Here is an 18,250-nt window from a genome sequence, read left to right as displayed (position 1 = left end):
TTATTACATCTCCTCTTTATTGGATTGTTCAACGGTATCTATACCTATCAGGTCACTTTTCTCTTTCTTCTGGAATAGATCATGTCTTTGACTATAGAAACCCAAAAGATATTTTCCAGATAATGGCTTATTATTAAAATCCTCAAACTTGAACTTAGAAGCGATCTCATCGATCAGACCTGACAAATAATAACCCTTCGCACCCAAACGTGATTGGTACGGTTGTAAACTCGCTTGAATGGTTGTCCACGTCCGGGCCGGATGCTGGGCAAAAGAATTCATATATCGAATAGCATTACTAGCCCGATTCTCCTCATTGCCAAGAGCTCGCCTCTCCAGCACATCCGCAACCGCCAGCAGCCGTCCAAACAGATAATCCCGGTCCTGGTTCTCTTTATCTAGCGCCACCTCGTATCCCTCCTTCTTCTGAATCAATCCATAGTTTATTAAGGCACATGTTATGCTAAGCGTCTTCTCCCACTCCCATTTCTCCATCGATACAGGATTGGAAGCTCGCTGGAATGCACTTCTGACAATATCTATCGGTATATGCCGCCCATCGATTATGGTAGGAAGCATTCGTTCCATTAAGCCCTTTATGACTTTGTCACCCGCTTTAGATCCGTATGCCGCGAAGGCGATATCCCGCGTCGCTGGTGCTCCGTAGAAGATCACATACTCCCCCTGATGATTCTTCTGATAACGGTGCAGCCATACACAAGTTGAATGCCATTCTACCAAGCGCTCAAAATAATCCTGCTGGGCCATATGTCGATAGTACAATACAGCCATTCGTCCCGTTGTTGCTGAATCCAACATCAGTAGACTGACCTTCGCCTTAGAATCAGCATATTTGTTCTTATATCCATCCAATGCCTTCGATAACTCCTCAGCTAACAGATCATTCGTGAAGGATTTCCCTTGAGCTAACGTAGTTGCCACTCCTGGATTAAAGGTATATGTATCGTTTTCTGGCGGAACGACATCTAAATCGTCACCATTGGACCAGACCAGGAACACCCGCTGATCAATGATCTTTCCTTGCCGATGAATTAGCCATTTGAGTGCATTATGCGCCTTCTGTGACACCTCATAACTGATACTAGCCACTTCTTCACTATCACTGTAACGTCCCCGAAAAGTAAATCCGGTCTTGTCATTCGCTGAGATTAATTTTGCCTTATCCGCCGGATTTCTGATTTTATTAGCATGCTTGCTTGTACCGGGCATGATCTCACCAGTCACATAGCAGAGCTTCTCACCGCCCAATTTATGGTTATAATACTGCACAAAGGACTCGTACATTTCCGGGTCGTCCCAGGTCTTCTTCATAGCCCGTCGAGTGGAATGTACAGTAAATCGAATAAAGGAGTCTGACTGCTCTCCAGCCAGAGAAGAGAAAATCGCTGGTTTCTCTTCATATAGGAGTGTATATTTCTTATCCCATTTGCCGATCAAATGTCCCTGTTCATCCACAGCCAGCTTCCGATCCGCAACCAGGTCCTCGATTAACCTTCCTTTTTTCAAATAAGTATAGATGCTCTTCACATTCTCGTGTGCATACGGAGAGCCCGCCCAATCTGCCAGCTGCTCAATATAAGCTCTGAAGGGGTCTTCCTTCTTGACTTCACCACCATAGCCGGTATAATCCCCTGCTACATAGCTAAGCTTGTCATGTAGTGGGTAGGGGGCTACCTTGGAGCCTGCCCGGCTCGCAGAATCTTCCGTACAAGGAATAAGCGTATTGGCATCATTCTTGTCGATGATCTCCGCGGAATGGAAGTCCCCGCTCTCTGTAACTCTTACCTCAATATGCGCAGTCTGCGTCGTATGTGAGATAGGCAGCAAGGTGTATTCAATGAACTTCTGCTGCTCCCTGTCTATAAATCGCTTCTCCTTAACGCCAACCCTACCCAAATTAGCTTTATAGGTCTCATATAAATCCAGGAGCCAGCTCACAGGCGCTCACCCTCTTCCATCTGCGCCAACACATCATGGACAGATTCTACATTGGATGTATTGAAAATCTTCGGCTGCATATCCGAAATTTTGCGCACCTGGTTGCAATCCTCGGGTGGATCAAATTTGATATATCCTTTTACCATTTTGGGTTTCCAGAGCCTAGTCTCCATTTCATTTCGCCCCGTCTCATCCGGATAGTTAATCCCGTGGATCATCGTTCCGAAATGAATCTCGCCCTCGTAGTTGTCGTAGAATCCTTCTCCCTCACCAAATACACATGGTTCAACATAAGCTTGACATTCCCGGGCTCCGAGGAAAATATCCCTTCTTCCCCCAGCTTTGATCGATCGCTTTAAGATATTGTGATGCTTATGCTCGTTACGATCGAACTCCATATCAGGCCGGTTCAGATTAAACACAAAGTGAGCACGGCATTGATAACGAACATCCCGCAAGTAAGTATAATTTGCAAGCGTATTGCCTCCGCTATAGTCAATCGGTCTAATTCCCTTGGATTCCATACGGATCGGGTTCATCACACGAATCTCATCAATGACATACATGATGGTCGGCTTCCAGTAAACGCTTTCAACAATTCCTTTAATAGCTTGGTAAGTTGGAATTTGATAGCTTAGCTTCTCTCCACCCATTTTTGTTAAAGGGTCGGTAAATAGAGCATATTCCCCATACACTTCGAACTCCACACTATTTCTAAACACGTTTTACCCCCTTCCTATATTTTCCTCACATGTTTATTGTATCCCCTCCAAATATTAGAGTCAATATAAATCTAATAAAATGTTATATGAAATAATTATGTATATTAGATTCAATTTTATGCCTACCAATTTTATGTTATAATAAAGCGTCGCTAGCGATTAGCGCGGATTGAAAGATATAGCATTTTATTAGGGAACCTATCTTGCCATTTAACAGCGAAGATAGGTTTTTCCCAGATTAATAGCCTAGGAAGGCCATGGAGCTATCATTTTCAAGGTCACAGCCAAATTCTTTGCTATAGGCCCGCTCACGCAAAACCAACACTTGCCCTTCAAAGTAGCTATCGATTCCATCATTCTCATTCAACTGTTCAAACTCGTGACAGTACAAATTAACTGTAAACTGTTGCGCAGAACGTAATATTGTGGTTAGATCCTCAACAGAAGGAGTTCCGTTCAAATCAGCGATGACCTGTTCCCCCTCACCATAAGGGACAATCACCGATGTTGTTGCTTGCTTAATGACTTCGAAATACTTAGCAGCAGTTCCGTAGCTATTGGCCAGCATTAGGGGCAGATTTATACCTTTATTGCGTCTATAAGCCGAGTAATAAGAGTCAGAGTCGCCTTTGGGACCAAATAGCAGTTCCGTCATCTTCCTTCTATTTAATTCTTTTATGTCATAATCAAGATCTGCCGCCTGTTCCATATAGAAACTTTCAAAATACAGTTCCATTGCCGATCGGGACAGAAAATGCCCCCCGTAGGCACTTGAATCGCGTCTTAAATCTATAAGCAGGTTCCGAGCAATACGCTTCCCGGCCTCAATCTCGGGCAGTTTACTTAGATTCTCCTCTATATGATCGATGACATACACCTGACGCAATGGATCTTTTCCATGACGGTTGCATCTTCCCGCTGCTTGCGCAATGGAATCCAAACCAGCCAAAGAACGAATAACACAGTCGAAGCTGATATCCACCCCGGCCTCAATTAACTGCGTACTGACACAAATGACCTTCTCTTCCTTTGCTAAATGCTCCTTAACCTTGTCTAATATATCGCTCCGATGCTTCGAGCACATGGATGTGCTAAGATGATAGATCGGGATCGAAGTCCCCCATTTTTTCATTCGGTTATACAGCTTCTTAACAACCGTCTTCGTATTTAAAATGATCAATACATTATTGATGTCATTCGGGTCATCAATGCGTTCAAGGACAAGTTCGGCTAGTTGTTCCGTATTAAAAGGCTCCGTCGTACGATCCACAATTTCCACACGCCTGAAAGCCTCGATTACATCATCAATAGAGGTGATCATTTCAGGTTCTTGATTCAGGTGTAGTTCCTTCTCTACATAATGGAGTGCAGGCTGGGTTGCCGTACAGAGCACAATACTTGACCCAGCAGACTCTTTTAAAAAATTAAGCGCCAAATTAAAGAGGGAGACACATTTCGTAGGCACTTTCTGAACCTCATCGAAAATAATAACAGCGTTAGATAGATTATGAAGTCTGCGGATATTGCGGCTGCCCTTTGAATAAAACACATTTAGAAATTGTACCATCGTCGTAAAAATAATAGGTGCATCCCAGTTGTCTTTAGCCAGTTTCAACCGTTGCCCGGCTGTTACGTAACCATCCTGCAACTCATCGTCCTCATCTTGAATATCATCTTCTACCACATTTGAATGATGCTCCAGAATATGGTCCCGATCATCCAGAATCCTGCGGATTTCTTCAGCATTTTGTTCAATAATCGTTGTGTATGGCAACACATAAATGATTCTTCGCTTTTCGAACTCCTGGGTATGTCTTAGTGCGTAACGCAAACTAGCCAGCGTCTTCCCTCCTCCGGTAGGAATGGACAATGTGTATATCCCCGATGGATTCAAGGCAAAACGCTCACATAGATCAGACATTCTGCTTCTTAACTGATTAATGTTTGAATCTGCGTCCTCCCGATCTTTCAATTCGGATATGTGATTCATCAATCTGGTGTAATAAAGGGTAAAAAGCTTATTAGTGTCCAGTTCTTCTTCATCGGGCTGATTCGCTTCAAATAACCTCGTATTCGTGCGATCTGCATCGATCAGAATACTGAATATAAACTTAGTTAGAAACATGCAATTTAATTCAAAGTTCTGGGGATTATTCTGTTGAAGGAATTGTTCAAGCTCAGCCGCCGCACGATCTACATAATCATTAAACTCGCGCTCGCTCATCACATTTTCGAAAAAAATCTCTTTACTTAGCTCGTATTCCTCTAACCCTGCCACTTTTTCCTTAACCCGCTTCAAATATTCCGACTCCCAGTCTGGACCACAGAAATCCTTCAAATAGGAGTGATGCGAGATGATTGCATTGCCAACGATCTCTGCAAGAATGATCTTATAAGAATCGTGATTCTTATTGTGGAAAAAATCGAATAACAGCTTACCTCCGGCTGTTGAATGATCGACCTCGCCTCTTCTCGGCTTATCCGTAGAGTTAAGATCGGTCGCAGCTAGTATGTATTCCACAAACCGATGGGTGTACTTACCTAAATCATGCAGCAAACCTGCCAGTCCGGTGATATGCTTAATTTGCATTTTCACTCCATAACTCTCCGCCAATTTCATGACCTCAAGTAAATGCTCCTCGACCGTTTGAATGTGACCATCGCTTTCGCGAATATGGGCTATAAACTGCACTAACTATTCCTCCCGACAACAGAAGTATGCTAACCCAAAAAATACAATATTCCCCTTATATAAGGATGATTCGACATTCTATGAGGAACCCCTGCCATTCTAACGAAACTGGCAATCGCTATTCGGGCAAAATTGGCCACTTAAAAATTCTAACGAAACAGGGTAACGTTATTTCGTGAATTTGCCGGGTTTTGGCCTGTTTTGGAGGCAAATAACGATATGATGTTTCGTTAGATTTGAAACTGCCCCGATTTCGCGGCAATAGCGTGTCGTAGTTTCGTTAGCGACCGGGGCCGTTGCGGATGAGGCGGTTAGTTCGCGGGACAGATAGCGACAGCTCCGTTTGCGATGGGGGCTGCTGCGATAGGGTGGTTAGTTGACGGGACAGATAGCGATAGCTCCAATTAGCGACCGGGGCCGCTGCGGATAAGGCGGTTAGTTGGCGGGACAGACTGCGATAGCTCCGTTTGCGTGGGGAGTTGCTGCGATAGGGTGGTTAGTTTGGGGAGGTCAGACTGCGATAGCTCCGTTTGCGATGGGGGCTGCTGCGATAGGGCAGTTAGTTGACGGGACAGATAGCGATAGCTCCAATTAGCGACCGGGGCCGCTGCGGATGAGGCGGTTAGTTGGCGAGTCAGACAGCCATAGTTCCGTTAGCGATAGGAGCAGCTGGGATGGAGCAGCTGCGGTGGTGCATCAATAGTTCTTTTAGCGACAGGGCAACCCCAGGGCCAGCTGACAAGCCAATAGTAGGCCGACGGCTTCATGCGGCCAAACATCAAGCGCCGCGAGCTGGCGCACAAAAAACGAGCAGAATCCCAGGCATCTGCCCGGATTCTGCTCGCGTGATTGGCGCTCGCGCGTCATTATGTTCCCAGGTTACTAATTACCAGCTTCCCGCCAATCATTTACTCCGTCACGATTTCGTGCACCAGCACCGGAGCTTCGGCATGATTAGCGATGCGGATATTGGCGTAGATTTTTTCGATCACATCGTCCACCTTCTCGCGATTCGCATGAATCGTTACCAGGGATTCGCCCGCCTTCACGGCGTCGCCGATCTTCTTGTTCAGCATCAGACCTACAGCAAGGTCGATCTCGGATTCTTTGGTTGCGCGGCCTGCGCCAAGCAGCATAGCTGCCGTTCCGATCTCATCGGCCACAATCTCCGCTACGACACCGTCTTCCCGGGCCGGAACTTCGATCCGGTATGCGGCTTGTGGCAATTTCTCCGGATGATCTACAACCTCCGAATTCCCGCCTTGGTTCGCGATAAATTCCTTGAATTTATCCAACGCTTTGCCGTTGCGAATAACTTCCTTCAGCTGCTCCTCTGCATCCTCTAACGAAGAGGCTTTGCCGGCAAGGTATACCATTTGTCTACCGAGGGCGAGGCACAATTCCTCAAGATCCTCCGGCCCATGTCCGCGAAGCGTATCAATCGCTTCCTGTACCTCTAACGAGTTGCCGATCGCGCGACCGAGCGGCTGGCTCATATCGGAGATTACAGCCATCGTCTTGCGCCCGACATTGTTGCCGATGCTAACCATGGCATGAGCCAACTCCTTCGCATCCTCCGGTGTCTTCATAAAGGCGCCGGCGCCGGTTTTCACGTCCAGGACAATCGCATCTGAACCGGCAGCGATCTTCTTACTCATAATCGAGCTGGCAATCAATGGAATGGAATTAACAGTTGCCGTAACGTCACGCAGCGCATATAGCTTCTTATCTGCCGGAGTAAGGTTACCGGTCTGACCGATAACCGCAATCTTGTGATTGTTAACCAGACTTACGAATTCGTCCTTGCTGATCTCCACATGGAATCCTTCGATCGATTCCAGCTTGTCGATGGTGCCCCCTGTATGTCCAAGTCCGCGACCGGACATCTTCGCAACCGGAATATCCAGCGCAGCTACAAGAGGTGCCAGAACAAGGGTGGTCGTATCACCTACGCCGCCGGTGGAGTGCTTATCTACCTTAACACCTTCAATCGCCGACAAATCGATGGTATCTCCGGAATTCACCATTGCCATAGTCAGATCGGCCCGCTCCCGTTCTGTCATGTCGCGGAAATATATCGCCATAGCAAAGGCGCTCATTTGATAGTCCGGAATGTCTCCGTTCGTGTAACCTTCAATAACAAAGTTGATCTCCTCTGTCGTCAGCTCTTTGCCGTCCCGTTTCTTCGCAATCAAATCAACCATTCTCATTATCGATTTCCTCGCTCTCCAAGAGTATTGTTGTATGCCCTGATGTATGTCCCAAGCTCTTACTGTTGTAAAGACGATCTTGCAGTGCGTATTCACAAAGCGCAGTTTTCAGCACCGGGAAGAAGATGGGGGGAAGCTACCTCAAAATCAAAATCGAACTTGCTCAACCAACCTCTTACAGAGAAATAGCTGTTTCCAGCGCAACCTCCATCATATCGTGGAAAGTCGTCTGACGCTCTTGTGACGTTGTCTCTTCCCCTGTCAGCAGATGGTCGCTGACGGTCAGAATTGTTAACGCCCTAACCCCGAATTTGGCAGCCAGAGAATACAGAGCCGTTGTCTCCATCTCTACCGCAAGTACGCCATAGTCCATCAGCTTCTGCACAATGGATTTGTCATCGCGATAGAACATATCCGAGCTGAAGATGTTGCCGACATGCAGGGTCAAGCCTTTAGCAACACCGTTGTCATAAGCAGCCTTCAGCAATGGGAAGCTGGCGATTGGGGAGAAGTCATATCCCCCAAACACATGACGGTTCATGCTGGAGTCCGTGCAAGATGCCTGCGCAAGCACAACATCACGCACATGCACATGCTCCTGCATTGCGCCGCAGGTGCCTACCCGGAACAAATTTTTTACGCCATATTCACTGATAAGCTCATTCACATAAATGCTTGTAGTCGGAATTCCCATGCCTGTGCCCTGCACCGAGATGCGTTTGCCTTTATAGGTTCCGGTAAATCCCAACATTCCACGTACCTCGTTATAGCAGGAAATGTCCTCGAAATACGTCTCCGCGATAAACTTCGCCCGGAGCGGGTCCCCCGGCAGCAATATTGTCTCTGCTATCTCGCCTTGCTTCGCACCAATGTGTACACTCATTTCTCGTTCCTCCAATGATCAATTATTTCAAATCAGCCAAGAAGCTCTCGCCATACTTGGGAAGCGTCACGCCGAAATTATCGGCAACAGTAGCGCCAATATCGGCGAATGTACGACGCAGCGGAAGCTCGCGTCCGCCATTGGTAAAGCGTGGCGAGTAAGCCAAGAGCGGCACATATTCACGCGTATGGTCGGTTCCCTTGTAAGTTGGATCATTGCCGTGGTCGGCTGTAATCAGCAGCAAGTCGTCCTCACCGAGCTTAGCGAATACCTCAGGCAGGCGAGCATCGTACTCCTCCAACGCTTGACCGTATCCTTGCGGATCGCGGCGATGGCCAAACAGGGCATCAAAGTCAACCAGATTAATGAAACTAAGGCCTGTGAATGATTCATCTAGAGTGGCGATAAATTTATCCATACCGTCCATATTGGACTTGGTTCTGATCGCCTTCGTAATGCCTTCGCCATCATAGATATCGGAGATCTTGCCCAAAGAAATCACGTCATAACCCTGATCCTTCAATTCGTTCATCGTCGTGCGGCCAAAAGGCTTGAGCGCATAATCATGGCGGTTCGCCGTACGTGTGAAGTTGCCGGGCTCACCCACGAACGGACGAGCGATAATTCTTCCCAGCATGTAAGGATCATCTCTCGTGATTTCCCGACAGAACTCGCAAATCTCATACAGTTCCTTAAGCGGAACAACCTCTTCATGCGCCGCAATTTGCAGCACTGAATCAGCGGAAGTGTATACGATCAACGCCCCGGTCTTCACATGCTCTTCCCCTAGCTCTTTAATAATCTCTGTACCGCTGGCTGGCTTGTTGCCAATCACCTTGCGGCCTGTCTTCTCTTCAATCCGCTGGATCAGTTCATCGGGAAATCCATCCGAGAACACGCGGAACGGAGTATCGATGTATAGACCCATGATCTCCCAGTGGCCTGTCATCGTGTCCTTCCCGCGGGATGTCTCCTGCATTTTACAGTAATAAGCCATAGGCTTGTCCGCTGCTTTTACCCCTGGTATCTGGCGAATATTAGACAATCCAAGCTTCGCCATATTAGGCATGTTCAGTCCACCGCATTGCTCCGCGATGTGTCCGAATGTATCCGCGCCTACGTCATCGAATTGCGCTGCATCCGGCGCTTCTCCTATACCTACCGAGTCCATCACAATCAGGTGAATTCGTTTGAAAGATTTCATGTGGTATTCCCCTTCCCTTTTTTAAAGAGGTCGTTCAAGAATTCTGCCCGCTGCTGATTACATATCAGGAAACATCCCTGTAGGGTTGTTCAGCGGGTTTTCGCTGCTTACACATCGATCTCCTTGAACTCGCACTTAAATATAAGCAATTCGCAGGCGTCCACATCTGTTTGATACGGACTTCCGGGAACGCTCTTTACAATTAAAAGGTAAACTAATTCGCTCTTGAATACAAACCTTCTGGACTGTTGCTTACAGGAAGATGCCCGCCACGATCGCAGACAAAACGCTTACCATCGTTGCGCCATATAATAGACGCAGGCCGAACCGGGCCACCACATTCCCCTGCTTCTCATGCAGCCCTTTGACAGCGCCGGCGATGATACCAATCGATGAAAAGTTCGCGAAGGAGACAAGGAAGATCGAGACGATCCCGACCGTCTTCGGAGACAGCGTCGTCATATTGCTTAAGTCCAGCATCGCTACGAATTCGTTAGCTACCATCTTCGTCGCCATAATGCTTCCGGCATCGACTGTTTCTTTCCAAGGCACTCCCATCAGGAAGGCAAACGGTGCAAACACGTATCCAAGCAGCTCCTGGAACGTAATCCCGAACACGCTGCCGAAAATGCCGTTTACGAGGGCAATCAGGGCCACAAAGCCGATCAGCATGGCGGCAACAACAATCGCCACTTTGAATCCGTCCATAATATACTCGCCGAGCATTTCGAAGAACGATTGCTTGCCTTCTTCCTGCACTTCAAGGATGTCCTCTTCCTTGGACACTCTGTACGGATTCAGAATCGATGCGATGATAAATCCGCCAAACAGATTCAGGACAAGCGCTGTCACCACATATCTCGGCTCAATCATTGTCATATATGCGCCGACAATAGACATGGATACCGTTGACATCGCGGAGGCGCACAATGTATACAAGCGCCGTTCCGGCAGCAAGCCAATTTGCTTCTTCACCGATATAAATACCTCGGATTGGCCCAGAATCGCGGAGGCAACCGCGTTGTAGGACTCCAATTTACCCATACCGTTAACTTTGCTTAACACCAGACCAATGTACTTAATCACGAAAGGCAATATTTTCGTATATTGCAAAATACCGATTAAAGCGGAGATCACCACGATGGGCAGCAATACAGTCAGGAAGAACGGTGCTTGTCCTTCATTAGCAATACCGCCAAATACAAAGTTGATCCCTTCCGCCGCATAGGCCAGCAAAGATTCAAAGATCGAGGCAAAACCTCTGATCAGAAACTCGCCGATACTGGTATTAAGCAACAAAAATGCAAGAATGACCTGTAGAACGATCATTTGCACAAGCGGTCGATAGCGTATGTTACGCCGATCTTTACTCGTGATGTAAGTGAGTCCAAAGACTGCAAGCAGACCGATAATCGCAATAACATATTTCATGATGTTCCCCCTACGCTTGAGCATGTTATTTAGTTGTATATTAGATAGTTGGTCAAAAAGTCTACTTTTGATAAGAAACCAATCGAAGTCATTCAAGGATCAGCGACCGCGATTCAAAGGCAGGTTTTCTTGCGATATAGAATTTCATCAGCCTGGCTGACAACCATAAATTCTATATTTAACACGAAGTAACACCGAATGCTTATTGGACAATGGAGCTTGAATTTCAGCCGGGCCCTCCGATGCTCACGCAGTTTTTGCCCACGCCTGTGGTACATAATATTTACTACAGCTGTAACGCAGATAAGGCCTGCGGGAACTCCTTTCTTCCCCAGCTCTATTCAACCTCCCCGATGCTGAAAAGCATCCTTTTTGAACATGTAAAATTAGTATTTTTCTGTTACCGCTTACAAAATACATATAGGAGATGAATTAATCATTCTCCTTATCCATATCCGCAGCCGAGAAAGCTCCAGGCAGCAAGCGGGACATCGACCATTCCTCCGTATGCCCCTTAAGATTTGTCAAATAGATCTTGGTATCGCTATCACAAAATTCAGCAAGTACTTGCCGACAGGCTCCGCATGGAGATACCGGACCTTCCGTATCTGCAACCACCGCAACAGCCTCAATCTTCTTCTTGCCTTCCGAGACAGCCTTGAAAATGGCGGTCCGTTCAGCACAGTTGGTCAAACCATAGGATGCATTCTCGATATTACAGCCGCGATAGATAACGCCATCTGCTAATACCGCTGCCCCGACTTGAAAATGAGAGTATGGCGTATATGCCGTCTTACGCGCCTCTAATGCCTCTTGAATCAATTTATCTTTCATAAGCCATTCCTCCTCTTTGAGAGGTGCTTCATCGAAATACCTCTGGCCTCCAATGAAGCACGCCGCTATTTTAATAAGAAGATGATGAAGTTAATCCATTCACAATACTTACACCAGAGCTGGCACCGATACGAGATGCGCCCGCTTCGATCATCTTGTTCACATCTTCGAGATTACGAACACCGCCAGAGGCCTTCACGCCTACTTCTTGACCAACTGTTTTGCGCATCAATGAAACATCCGCAGGTGTCGCCCCGCCTGTAGAGAAACCAGTCGAAGTCTTCACGAAATCAGCGCCTGCCTTCACGGACAATTCACAGGCACGCACTTTCTCTTCATCCGTTAACAAGCAAGTTTCAATGATGACCTTCACTAGCGCTTTGCCCGAAGCCGCTTGCACAACCGATTCAATATCTTGCTGTACAAAAGCATCGTTGCCAGCCTTCAGTTGGCCGATATTAATGACCATGTCAATTTCCTTCGCACCATTGTCGATCGCATTCTTCGACTCGAATGCTTTCACTTCGGAGGTTGTTGCGCCAAGCGGGAACCCGATAACAGTACATACCTTTACTTCTGTGTCGGCAAGCTGCTCAGCACAATAAGATACCCATGTCGGATTTACACATACAGACGCAAACTGATATTGCTTCGCCTCTTCTACCAATTTAGAAATCTCTGCTTGTGTCGCATCTGCACGCAACAGCGTATGGTCAATCATACGTGCTATGTTCATGCTGTAACACCCCTTCTATTCTTAATTCATGTATTACTGAATTGCCTTAATTAACTACATGGGTATCATAACATGCAGCTTGAACAAATGTAAATATGCTATTGAAATTATGTTCATCTCAATATTGTGAACACAGCCCTGCCCCAGTATTTTGTACAAAACCCATACAAAAAATCCCCGTTAGACAAGGTATTGAGCAAAAGAAAAAGCTCCATCTCCTTCATCCAACGAGGATCGTTCTATTGTAACAAAGCCTGGGCAGTAAATTGATCCGTCACCAGAATATTGGCGTATTTGCCGACAAGTGCGCCGCGAATCGCGTCGATCTTGCGCTGTCCCCCGGCAACAAGGATCGATTTCTCTTTATTTTTCAAGTCCGACAAATCAATACCTACTGTTCGATTGTTAATCTCTTCGCTGCACAGATGGCCTTCGGCATCAAAGAAGCGCGAGCAAATATCGCCAATTCCCTTGGTCTGCAGCAGTTGCTTCTCTTCCTCACTGAAATACCCCAACTGGAACAAAAGCGCGTCATCATTCACGGTCCCGACTGTAAATACAGCTATATTTGCCTGCTTGCCAAGCTCAATAATACGGTGAATATGGCGATCCTTCTCCACCATCTCCTTCAGCGCTACGCTATCGAAAATAACCGGGAGCGGCAAATACCGCGCAATCGTATGGTAAGCCGCAGCGAACAGGTTCATCGTCTCCGCTGCATACGTATTGACATGGGAATGACTGATGCCCCCCTTAAGCTGCACAACCTCGACGCCACGGACCTGCTTCTGCTGGAGCTGAAGCGCGACAACATGCATCGTTCTTCCCCAGGAGACCCCGATAATATCCGTATTCTGAACCGTCTCGTGCAGATAATCGGCCGCAGCCTTGCTGATATATTTCTGGATCTCCTTGTACTCATTCACTGGCGAATAACAGACTAGCACCGTTTCCAGTTCGTACTTCTGTTTAAGACGAGCGCCAAGATCGTTCAAATCCTCCAAAGGGTCAGAGATATCGATCCGCACATAGCCCTGCTCCTTCGCATATTGCAGCAGCCGGGACACCGTCGGACGGGAGACCCCCAGCTTGGCGGCTATATCGATCTGGCTATAATCCGATAAATAATATAATCTTGCTGCCTCAATACTCAATCTTTGTTTATCTTGATCCATGTGAATGACCTACTTTTATTAGAAATAATTTCTGTTTAATCTGTTGCACACTGCTCTCCCCTACATTTTAACAATTAATTGTGAAATAGGGTACCTAACCGAGGATTATAAAATATTCCCCCTAATAGAATAGGATTTTATCCCACGTTCAATTAGCCTATATACACGGTCGTTAGGGTAATATCCAAGTCTTAGGCCTCCAGAATGATCAAACACTGCTTCGACATGAAGGACGATTCTATTCTACAACAACACCCCTGCTGATAGTCATTCCTCCTCACCTGATCGTATATGCCGAACGACACACTCGCAAATCTTCATGGGCAAGTTCGCCTATATACAAAAAAAATGCGCATTGCTACCATGTAAGCGTTATCCAAAAAAGTGAAAAAGGAGAATGCGCATGTCCGTTCGGAAGTATCCTTTGATTCACACTGCATTACGTACTGCAACCACTTTATCTCTATGTATTTCACTGCTGGCTGTTCCCCTCTCGGCGCACGCCTCGGAGCTGACCAACATGACGGCAGCAGTCAGCCAGACGGCCTCCTCCCCTATTATTCAACCGGTGCAATATGAAGGAAGTTTCCTTGCTGTCGGCGAGAATCGTCTGTTAAGCCGCAAAGATATCGCCCAGGAATGGGAGGACCTTGATCCGGATTATTTGCCGGACAAAGCGATTGAAGCGGTAAAAAACCTCCTGACCAAGCAGGATTTCGAAGATCTGTTTCCCTATCGCCTCGGCTCCAAGGAATGGTTCAAGGTAGCTGATGGCAAAGAATACTTCAAAGCCGATCAAAGCGACTATTTCTCCTATGATAATCTATTAAATGCTGTTGCGGAAGTATCAAATATCAAGATTAAAATCAGCACCCGTGCAGGGAGCACCGCCCAGGAAATTTACAGACTGGATAAAGAAGCCAAGGTCGAGACGCTTGTCCTTCGCTCCGACGACTTCAATTCACCTGCGAACAAAATCAAGCCGATCGATACGGTCATCGTCGACTGCGGGACCTTCCTGAAGGAAGGGTTCAAGAAAGACCGCAAGCGTGAACTGGCTGCATTTTTGGCAAATCTATCGCACGAAACCGGCGGGGGATGGGCGACCGCGCCTGGCGGACCGCTCAAATGGGGACTGTTCTGGAATGAGAATATCGCGGGAAGAACTGGCGCCAATATGGATGCCTTCGTTGATCCGGCCAGTGCCAAGCTGTTCCCCGGAACAGCAGGCAAACGTTATTACGGCCGCGGCCCGATTATGCTAAGTTGGAACTTCAACTATGGCCTGTTCAGCTCGATTATTTATGGAGATAAGAGCATCCTGCTCGATAACCCCGAGATCGTGGCCGCCGACGGTAAAATCGGCTATATGACTGCCATTCTATTCTGGATGACACCGCAAGCGCCAAAGCCATCCGCGCATGATGTCATGGTTGGCAGATGGAAACCGAATGCCCAGGAAAAGCAGCTCGGGCTGGATCGTCCAGGGTTTGGCATTACGATCATGGTGCTGAACGGGCTGGAGACCAATCTCGGGGAGACCGAGGGAAGTCCTGTGCAGCGCCGTGCCGGCCACTATCGTGATATTACGAAGCGAATGGGCCTCGATATTTCCGGGGAGAAGGTTGACACGCTTAATATGAAACCTTTTGAGAGTTGATTCATATGCATATTTAAGAAGAAGCAAGCGGTTCTATGGAATTTATTCCATGGAATCGCTTTTTTTATAAATGCCTTACAATCATTAGTTCAATTTAAACAATTCAAATTTTTGAAACAATGATTCCTTAATCCCGTAATAACTAACACAGGCCCCGGGTGGCTCTTGATTACAAATATTTAGGAGCCATTGCAGTTAATATCTGCTAAAATTAAAAAAAAGCTTTGCGACATAGCCTTTTATGGGCTGCTATAATCTAGGTATTAGCAAAGGAGGTGTGGCATTTGAACAACTCGAAGCTTCCCAAATTGTTAGGACTTATCGTCGGAATTGTGCTCCTGAATGTCATTATCTTATCCCCAGGGCTCATTGGACTGCGCATAGGCGGAGATAGCGTTCTCCAGACTGCCCTCGGCGTAACGCTGCTGGTCATTAGTTTTCTTGTCCTGCTCAATGGGAGCTATAGCCTGCTCTTTAAACCTCCTGCCCCGACACCCGTTAAAGACATAATTATACACGAGGATTACATAGAGGCGCTGTATCATTATAGGGGCATCACTCCGCTGAAGAGCGATATTGTCCTGTCCCTGGATCAGCTCGAGCGAATCGAGAAGAAGAAAGGAACCTTGATGGAGGTCCTTGGACAGCGATTTGATTCGACCGAGCTAAGTTATAAGAAATTTAATTCTGTGATCAACGAGGTTGAGAAATTATTTTATCTCAATGTTAGAGGTCTTCTTAATAAGCTGAGCGTATTTGATGCTTCGGAATTCTCCGGCCTGGCCAATCAGCAAGCCTCCGGACGCTTCTCCAACAGGCTGATTCAGGAGAAGAAGCTCTTATACGATGAATATATAGCATCGATCAGAGGCTACATTGGTGCAAACGAAGAGATTTTGCTGAAGCTTGATAAGCTCCTGCTGGAGATCACACAGCTAGGCAGCACGGATTATAAGGATGTCGAGGAAATGCCTTGTATGAAAGAGATCGACGCACTGATTAATCAGACTAAATTTTATAAGCAATGAAAGGGAGATGAGAATGGCGAGAAGAGGAAAATCATTTATAGTACTTGCAATCATAGCGGTGGTCGTATTTGCCTTGGTCTATTTCGGAATCAATCTGACCTCCAATATCGGCAAATCCGAGACGCAGATCACTACGGAGGATGCCTCGAAGCGGCTGGAGAAGCTCTATAACAAAATTCGCATAACAAACGCGGAACCGGTAAAGGGACAGATCGATCTTGATCCGGTTAATATCGCTGATTCCCTGCCCGATATATCCAAGTTCCCGATTACGGTGGACAATACAACGGATAGCTTCGTTGAGATCTTCTCCTCCCCTGAGAAATCCGGGACAGGATCCGACGATTGGCTAAATGAGGTTGCTGAGGAGTTCAACAAAGCTCAAATCTCAGTCAACGGTCAGACCGCCTCGGTCAAAATTCGCAATATCGCTTCAGGTACCGCCACGGATTACATTCGCTCCGGGAAATATATCCCCGACGCCTTCACCCCTTCCAATGAGCTATGGGGTGAGATGGTTAAGGCACAAGGGATCAAAGCCGAGATGGTGACGGAGAGACTTGTGGGCAATGTCGCCGGAATTGTGACCAGTAAGGCCAAGTACAGTGAGCTTGTAGAGAAGTACGGCGCCGTTAATGTGAAGACCATTACGGATGCGATAGCCGATAATGAGCTGTCCATGGGTTATACGGACCCCTTTGCCAGCTCGACTGGACTCAATTTCCTGGTCACAGCACTCTCCACCTTTGACAGCTCGAACCTTCTTGGAGACACTGCGGTTCAAGGCTTCGAGAAATTCCAGGCCAACGTGCCGTTTATTGCTTCCACAACTCTGCAAATGCGCGATGCGGCCAAGACTGGCGCTCTGGATTCCTTTGTGCTTGAGTATCAGCTCTATGCAAATGCGGCAGATCTGAAGGGCGGCTATGAATTCACCCCCTTTGGCGTGCGGCATGACAGCCCGTTGTACGCGCTTGGCGATTTGCCCAAGGAGAAGCTGGACATCATCAAGGAATTCGCCAAATTCGCCAAGCAGGATAAATATCAAAGCTTGGGCAAGGACAAAGGCTTCAACATTTTGGAAGATTATCGCTCAGAACTGAAACCGGTCGACGGCAATACCCTGTCCGCAGCCCAGAAGCTGTGGAAGGAGAAGAAGAACGGCAATAAGCCGATCGCCGCAGTCTTCGTAGCCGATGTATCGGGCAGTATGGATGGAGAACCGCTAAGAAGACTGAAGGAATCACTGCTGCAAGGTCAGAAATTTCTGGGCAGAGATAACGGCATTGGTCTTGTCTCCTACTCTGACGATGTAACGATTAACCTACCAATTGGTATCTATGATACGAATCAGCAATCCATGTTTGTCGGTGCGATTAACAGCCTGCAGGCTGGCGGCGGAACAGCTACCTTCGACGCAATTGTGGTCGCCATGAAGATGCTGCAGGATCAAATATCCGCTAACCCTGACGTAAAGCCGCTGATCTTCGTCCTAAGCGACGGAGAGACCAATGAAGGCCATTCTCTCAAAGATATCCGTGGGCTGATCGAGACCTATAAAATCCCTATATACACCATTGGATATACTGCAAATATCCAGGCGCTTCAGACCATTTCCAGCATTAACGAAGCAGCTAGCATCAATGCGGATACAGATGACGTTGTGTATAAAATAGGCAACTTATTAAATGTGCAAATGTAAATTTTGATATAGGG

General features: G+C 47.0%; 13 protein-coding genes. 3 read left to right on the top strand and 10 right to left on the bottom strand.

What is annotated here, in order from left to right; genetic code table 11:
* Positions 1 to 3: 3 nt before the first annotated feature.
* The 10 genes from cas8c to DMN77_RS13230 all read right to left on the bottom strand — a co-directional run bounded on the left by cas8c (position 4) and on the right by DMN77_RS13230 (position 13,846).
* Positions 4 to 1,959 (bottom strand): type I-C CRISPR-associated protein Cas8c/Csd1, encoded by a 1,956-nt coding sequence (gene cas8c / locus DMN77_RS13275; RefSeq protein WP_179015381.1) that lies wholly within the window; start codon positions 1,957 to 1,959, stop codon positions 4 to 6.
* Entirely contained in the window at positions 1,956 to 2,681 is a 726-nt protein-coding gene (cas5c, locus tag DMN77_RS13270) for a type I-C CRISPR-associated protein Cas5c (RefSeq protein ID WP_179015380.1), read from the bottom strand. Before cas5c ends, cas8c begins: the two co-directional genes overlap by 4 nt.
* Positions 2,682 to 2,919: 238 nt before the next feature.
* Complete coding sequence (cas3, locus tag DMN77_RS13265; RefSeq protein ID WP_179015378.1) at positions 2,920 to 5,373, bottom strand: CRISPR-associated helicase Cas3'; 2,454 nt, start codon at positions 5,371 to 5,373, stop codon at positions 2,920 to 2,922.
* A 908-nt stretch (positions 5,374 to 6,281) separates the two neighbouring features.
* Positions 6,282 to 7,583 carry a pyrimidine-nucleoside phosphorylase gene (locus tag DMN77_RS13260; RefSeq protein ID WP_068782623.1) on the bottom strand — a complete coding sequence of 434 codons (1,302 nt, stop codon included), beginning with the start codon at positions 7,581 to 7,583 and terminating at the stop codon, positions 6,282 to 6,284.
* Positions 7,584 to 7,758: 175 nt separating this feature from the next.
* Positions 7,759 to 8,466 carry a purine-nucleoside phosphorylase gene (gene deoD / locus DMN77_RS13255; RefSeq protein WP_179015377.1) on the bottom strand — a complete coding sequence of 236 codons (708 nt, stop codon included), beginning with the start codon at positions 8,464 to 8,466 and terminating at the stop codon, positions 7,759 to 7,761.
* Positions 8,467 to 8,488: 22 nt separating this feature from the next.
* Positions 8,489 to 9,670 carry a phosphopentomutase gene (gene deoB, locus DMN77_RS13250; RefSeq protein ID WP_179015375.1) on the bottom strand — a complete coding sequence of 394 codons (1,182 nt, stop codon included), beginning with the start codon at positions 9,668 to 9,670 and terminating at the stop codon, positions 8,489 to 8,491.
* A gap of 252 nt (positions 9,671 to 9,922) precedes the next feature.
* Positions 9,923 to 11,101 carry a NupC/NupG family nucleoside CNT transporter gene (locus DMN77_RS13245; protein ID WP_068782626.1) on the bottom strand — a complete coding sequence of 393 codons (1,179 nt, stop codon included), beginning with the start codon at positions 11,099 to 11,101 and terminating at the stop codon, positions 9,923 to 9,925.
* Between the two features lie 432 nt (positions 11,102 to 11,533).
* Positions 11,534 to 11,935, bottom strand: coding sequence for a cytidine deaminase (locus tag DMN77_RS13240; RefSeq protein ID WP_068782627.1), 402 nt, complete (start codon positions 11,933 to 11,935; stop codon positions 11,534 to 11,536).
* Between the two features lie 70 nt (positions 11,936 to 12,005).
* Positions 12,006 to 12,671 carry a deoxyribose-phosphate aldolase gene (gene deoC / locus DMN77_RS13235; protein ID WP_068782628.1) on the bottom strand — a complete coding sequence of 222 codons (666 nt, stop codon included), beginning with the start codon at positions 12,669 to 12,671 and terminating at the stop codon, positions 12,006 to 12,008.
* A gap of 239 nt (positions 12,672 to 12,910) precedes the next feature.
* A complete protein-coding gene (locus tag DMN77_RS13230; RefSeq protein ID WP_179015374.1) occupies positions 12,911 to 13,846 on the bottom strand; it encodes a DNA-binding transcriptional repressor DeoR in 936 nt (311 codons plus the stop codon).
* A 403-nt stretch (positions 13,847 to 14,249) separates the two neighbouring features.
* Here DMN77_RS13230 and DMN77_RS13225 point away from each other — a divergent pair, with 403 nt between their 5' ends.
* The 3 genes from DMN77_RS13225 to DMN77_RS13215 all read left to right on the top strand — a co-directional run bounded on the left by DMN77_RS13225 (position 14,250) and on the right by DMN77_RS13215 (position 18,236).
* Complete coding sequence (locus DMN77_RS13225) at positions 14,250 to 15,506, top strand: chitinase (RefSeq protein WP_068782630.1); 1,257 nt, start codon at positions 14,250 to 14,252, stop codon at positions 15,504 to 15,506.
* 284 nt (positions 15,507 to 15,790) lie between these two features.
* Positions 15,791 to 16,534, top strand: a complete 744-nt coding sequence (locus DMN77_RS13220) for a hypothetical protein (RefSeq protein ID WP_068782631.1) — start codon at positions 15,791 to 15,793, stop codon at positions 16,532 to 16,534.
* A gap of 13 nt (positions 16,535 to 16,547) precedes the next feature.
* Positions 16,548 to 18,236, top strand: a complete 1,689-nt coding sequence (locus DMN77_RS13215; protein WP_068782632.1) for a vWA domain-containing protein — start codon at positions 16,548 to 16,550, stop codon at positions 18,234 to 18,236.
* Positions 18,237 to 18,250 lie beyond the last annotated feature (14 nt).

Origin of the sequence: Paenibacillus sp. 79R4 (assembly GCF_013393165.1) — a bacterium.
Taxonomy (GTDB): Bacteria; Bacillota; Bacilli; order Paenibacillales; family Paenibacillaceae; genus Fontibacillus.
The sequence above is the reverse complement of the archived record's forward strand: the minus strand, read 5'-3'. Positions and strand labels throughout refer to the sequence as shown.